This is a genomic window from Candidatus Thiothrix phosphatis, from assembly GCF_035668035.1.
Taxonomy (GTDB): domain Bacteria; phylum Pseudomonadota; class Gammaproteobacteria; order Thiotrichales; family Thiotrichaceae; genus Thiothrix; species Thiothrix phosphatis.
Genome location: NZ_JAYMYJ010000010.1, coordinates 1 through 4,669, shown reverse-complemented (window position 1 = coordinate 4,669; position 4,669 = coordinate 1). Strand labels below are relative to the sequence as shown.

The 4,669-nt window shown below is 52.1% G+C and carries 8 protein-coding genes; 3 read left to right on the top strand and 5 right to left on the bottom strand.

Translation table 11 applies throughout. The features are described from left to right. Positions 1-40 precede the first annotated feature (40 nt). The 3 genes from VSS37_RS00875 to VSS37_RS00865 are packed head-to-tail and all read left to right on the top strand — an operon-like array spanning position 41 to position 1,406. Positions 41-862 carry a DUF3987 domain-containing protein gene (locus VSS37_RS00875; RefSeq protein WP_324692712.1) on the top strand — a complete coding sequence of 274 codons (822 nt, stop codon included), beginning with the start codon at positions 41-43 and terminating at the stop codon, positions 860-862. After that, positions 862-1,212: a hypothetical protein gene (locus VSS37_RS00870; protein WP_324692711.1), complete on the top strand. Its 351-nt coding sequence runs from the start codon at positions 862-864 to the stop codon at positions 1,210-1,212. Before VSS37_RS00875 ends, VSS37_RS00870 begins: the two co-directional genes overlap by 1 nt. Then, a complete protein-coding gene (locus VSS37_RS00865; protein ID WP_324692710.1) occupies positions 1,209-1,406 on the top strand; it encodes a hypothetical protein in 198 nt (65 codons plus the stop codon). The genes VSS37_RS00870 and VSS37_RS00865 overlap by 4 nt, the downstream gene beginning before the upstream one ends. A gap of 18 nt (positions 1,407-1,424) precedes the next feature. On the opposite strand, the gene VSS37_RS00860 is transcribed toward VSS37_RS00865, so the two are convergent. From VSS37_RS00860 to VSS37_RS00845, 5 genes are all read right to left on the bottom strand, one after another. Next, entirely contained in the window at positions 1,425-1,892 is a 468-nt protein-coding gene (locus tag VSS37_RS00860) for a PIN domain-containing protein (protein ID WP_324692709.1), read from the bottom strand. Further along, a complete protein-coding gene (locus VSS37_RS00855) occupies positions 1,883-2,116 on the bottom strand; it encodes an antitoxin (protein WP_324692708.1) in 234 nt (77 codons plus the stop codon). The genes VSS37_RS00860 and VSS37_RS00855 overlap by 10 nt, the downstream gene beginning before the upstream one ends. 322 nt (positions 2,117-2,438) lie before the next feature. Then, a complete protein-coding gene (locus VSS37_RS21765; RefSeq protein ID WP_375339112.1) occupies positions 2,439-2,648 on the bottom strand; it encodes an NAD(P)H-binding protein in 210 nt (69 codons plus the stop codon). Then, positions 2,627-3,070 (bottom strand): NAD(P)-dependent oxidoreductase, encoded by a 444-nt coding sequence (locus VSS37_RS00850; RefSeq protein ID WP_324692707.1) that lies wholly within the window; start codon positions 3,068-3,070, stop codon positions 2,627-2,629. The genes VSS37_RS21765 and VSS37_RS00850 overlap by 22 nt, the downstream gene beginning before the upstream one ends. Before the next feature lie 783 nt (positions 3,071-3,853). After that, the gene (locus VSS37_RS00845; protein WP_324692706.1) at positions 3,854-4,420 is read right to left on the bottom strand and encodes a recombinase family protein; all 567 of its coding nucleotides are present in this window, start codon (positions 4,418-4,420) and stop codon (positions 3,854-3,856) included. Positions 4,421-4,669: the final 249 nt, after the last annotated feature.

Here is a 4,669-nt window from a genome sequence, read left to right as displayed (position 1 = left end):
ATGCCTACCGCGCCAAGGTCTTATTTGCGTGAGAATTTATATGCGGTCGCCCTGGGAATATCATTCCAGCAGCCGTTCCAGCGTTGGCAGAAAAACCTACACGGGAAATGTTGTCGGTTCCATCACCTGCTTTGCGCAACCGGCAGCAATCGAGACGATCCTTGCAAAGTCGGAGAATACCGGCATGGCTGAACGTTTCCTGATGATAAACGAGCCGACACAGCAGGGGACACGCGACCACACCCGGCAGCACTACCCGCAGGAATACAGCCAGAACGTTTATAACCGCATTGTGGGCGCGGTGGCGAAACTGGCGATTGAACAGCCGCAGGACTTTGAAGACCTGCCTGCATACCGGATCAGTGCCAGCGACTGGCACAAAATCTACTTGTTCCGCAATGAAATTGAACCGCACCTCGCAGACGGCGGCAAGTACAGCACAGCCACCATGCGCGGCGTAGCGTCCAAGGTGGACATGCACATCATGAAGCTGGCGGCGCTGCTGGCTTGCCTGTATGAATGCCCCATTGGGTTGATTGATTCCCGATTTATTGAAGCGGCTATCGGTATCATGGAAGACATGCTGGACTACACGCTGAGCTTGCTGTTCACAATTGGCGTGGTCGGCACGGATGCGGAAGAGGATTGCGTTATTGCCTACCTTGGCGAGAAGAAATCTGCAACACGTCGGCAGGTACAGCAAGCCCGCCACCGGCACAAGCCGTTCAGCGAGGCCGTGAAGCCATCGGCGGCGATAAGCCAGACAATCAACAGGCTGATCCAAAAGGGCATTGTGGGCGAGTCTGAGGAGTTCGACGCGACGGGCAACAGCAAAGGCAAGCTGCTAAGGCTGGTGGCGTGATGAATGCCGTAACAGTCACCGGCCACGTTCAAGCCGTCACAAACAAGTCGATCCTGCTGGAAGATGGCAGCACCGGAGCCGAGGCGTGGTACTCCCGCAAATACAGCACGATCCTGGAAGGCTACCCGGCAAAAGGGGAGTGGTTGCGCCTCTCTGTTCCCCAATGGCTATACGACAAGGCCAACGGAAACCAGCCCACACCGGCAGTGACCGGCAACACTGGCGCGGCAATCCCGGCGGACATGCTGAAACGCCTTATCCACCTTTGCCACCCGGACAAGCACAACGGCAGTCAGGCAAGCTTGCTTGCAACCCAGTGGCTACTTGAACAGAGGGGAAGGGCATCATGAGCAAACCAATCGACCAGCGCGCGGCAATCCCCCACGGCATCGAGCCGGATGTGTGGCTTGAAGCATTCGAGGAGCGAGCCGCAATCATGGAACACGACAGCGGGTTACCCCGCCAGCAGGCCGAGTGGCAAGCGTGGCATATCTGCCTTGCCGAGTTCCGAAGCCGCAGGCCGACCACCACGACCGGGCATTGACCCGGTTTTTTATGCCCGCTATGTTCGTTTTTTGTTTGTACTATAACTTAGAAGGCTCATTATGGGTTTCAGGGTCTTGGCAAAAAGTCCGCCGAAGACAATGATAGTTAAACCTTCATTATCAATGGGATATACTTGTCTCGCCAGCACCTGAAGCGACCAAGACCCCGAAACACATATAGAGCCATCATTATTACCAATAGGTGTACCTGACTGCTCCAGATGACTGCGGATTTTGCCGTACTGTTGCCCCACGCTTTCCGCCATTGGCAGGACAGGGATCAGCCCGGTCAAACCTTCCAGTTTATCCAGCGCTATTTCACGCTGTTGGCTTTTCATTGCACCATTATGCAGTTCGCCGTAAGTCACCACTGACATACCGACCTGACCTACTTCCAGTTCGGCAAAACGGCGGGCAACTTCCGGTGGGCGGTGTTTGGCAATGTAAATGCAGATATTGGTATCCAGCAGCCAAGTCAAATCCATGCTTCGCGTTCCTGCGGAACAGAGTCATTACGCCCATCCTGCATGAAATCCACCGGCATGCTTGCCAGCAAGTCAAAAGCCGCCTGCAAGGTACGGCGCGGCTGACGTAATACCAACTCATCGCCACGGCGGAATATCTCGACTTCGTTTACATCCAGCATGAACTCGCGGGGGATACGGACTGCCTGTGAGTTACCACTTTTGAAGACTCGTGCGGTTGCCATGACTGCCTCACTGTTGTGTTAGTAAGCAATAGCGAAAGTATATACTTAACATAGAAAATCGTATATACAATTATTCAAATGATGCCACTTGAAGAAGCCCCTCCCAACCTCCCCTTATCAGCATGGCTATCTACACACGTTGGGCAGTTCACCTTACTGCATTCCTCAGCCATTGAACAAACAACAGGCTGGGAAGAAGATGCTGACGCAGCATACTGGCTTGCCGCCGAGGCCACAGATGGGAGCAAATAACAAACCAAAACCGACCGGCAAGCCCAAACAACGCAAGAAGTAGTCTTGTCCGCAAAATTTCTCTTTGCCCTCAAGGTGCGGAGAGGGCAGGTTTCTGATGTAGAAAACCCGGATTCTCTGCCTGTTCCACCATAAACCGCGCAACCGCTTTACGGCTGACGCTACCCACTTTCATACCAGAGTGATAGGTAGTTTGTATCCGGGGCATGGTATCGGAAGCACCATTGGTTAACAATCCGGGGCGCACCAGACTCCAGTTCAAACGGCTGCTTTCCACCATGCGCTCCAGTTCAGTTTTGTTGTCAACACTGCCTTCAGAAGCAGACGGAACAGCATTTTGGCAATTACCCCCTGGTACGCAGCGCTATCGCCCGCACCAAACCCAGTCAGTATCTGGATGGGAGTTGCTCCCAATCTCTCCTGCATTTGCAGCAGGGCTTGGCCGAAATCGGTGTAGAGTGTGGTCGGCTTACGATCCATGCCAGTGCCCAGCGTTATCAAAACCGCATCAGCACCTGTGCACGCACGTTGCAAGTCGTCCAGTTTGGTGGCGCTGCCCTGAATGGCGTTGAGTCTGGAATGGGCAGGCAGACTGACAACGGAGCGTGACAAGGTAGTGACCTGATGACCACGTTCCAATGCAATACGCACACACTCCAGCCCTGCCCCCGCTGATGCACCGATAATAGCCAATGTTTTCATATGTCTCTCCTTATCAAGCCAAGGCCAGATATTCCGGCCATGGCTCTATATGTGTTTCGGGGTCTTGGTCGCTTCAGGTGCTGGCGAGACAAGTATATCCCATTGATAATGAAGGTTTAACTATCATTGTATTCGGCGGACTTTTTGCCAAGACCCTGAAACCCATAATGAGCCTCCTGCAAAACCTTTGCATGAAACAAACGCTGCAACCCCAGATGTGGGATCGGCTACGGACATTGTTGTGCCCTTCGACTGTGGCTATCAGTGATGGTTATGTCCTGTACTGAGATATGGATGGGAAAACCATCCAGAGTGGCCCGAATAATGATGCCAACCTTATTCTGTCGAATGTTTTGTTGCATCCGGGGAATACCCAGTTTGCGGGTAATTTTATAATCCGGGGAAGCCTGCCCTAATGACACGGCTGCTTGACAGCCTGTCAAGAACAAGGGGATGGGGAAGGATGAAGTGTGCCGGTGAAGGGGATAGGTTAAACCCGCTATTAGCCTGTTACCAAAAGGCTTAACCTTTTCAGCCCGTGGCGGATACCGTAATCAGTACCGGACTAAAAATTAACCAGATTTCTGGCGAATGCAGAAGAAAGAAAAAAGTTACAACAATTACAACAACAACAATATATACACCTCTAATCCTTATACAGCCTAGCTTTGATGCGTTGTAATTCTCTTACAACATAGTTACAACAATTACAACAAATCAGGCAGGCACAAAAAAGCCGGGTATCTCTCCCGGCTCCTCGGCATTCACTTACCCAATGGGTTCTTATGCAGTGTCCTTACTTCCCGCCAGTCGGTAAACGCTGTTCCGCGCAATGCCGTACTTGTCGCCGATGGCCTGCATACTGAGGATGCCCACCTTCACATCAGCTTGCAGGGCTTCCACTTGTTCACTGGTGAGCTTCTCTTTCCGTCCGAACTTCACGCCCTTAGCCTTGGCTGCCTGCCTGCCCTCTGCTGTCCTAGCGTTGATAAGGTCGCGCTCAAACTCGGCAATGCTCCCCAAGATATTGAACATCAGCTTGCCGGTCGGGGTGGTGGTGTCCATGCCTGCCTGATCCAGCACCTTGAACCCTACCCCTTTGCTTTCCAGGTTACGGACAATCGCCCAAAGGTCGCCCATGCTGCGGGCAAGCCGGTCAAGCTTGGTAATCACCAGCACGTCACCATCACGGCAAAACTCTAGCGCCCGTTGCAGTTCTGCCCGGTTGTCTGCTGACTTGCCAGACTGCTTTTCGGAGAAAATCTTTTCACAGCCCTCTGCCTGCAATTTGGTGAGCTGAGTTTCGTAGTCCTGGCCTGTGGTGCTTACCCTTGCATATCCGATTTTCATGCTGATTGCCCCTTGTTTGTGGCATGTGTGCCATGTCGTATTAAAAGTGTCTCAAATCATGTAACCATTGTACTAAATATCTTAAGAGATACAAGAATTATTTTGTTACAACTTTTAGTACAATCATGAAACGCTATGAGGCGCATAAAACCGTATGGTCTTCTGTCTGCGCTGACTGTACTAAATATTCTAAGTGGCTCTATATGTGTTTCGGGGTCTTGGTCGCTTCAGGTGCTGGCGAGACAAGTA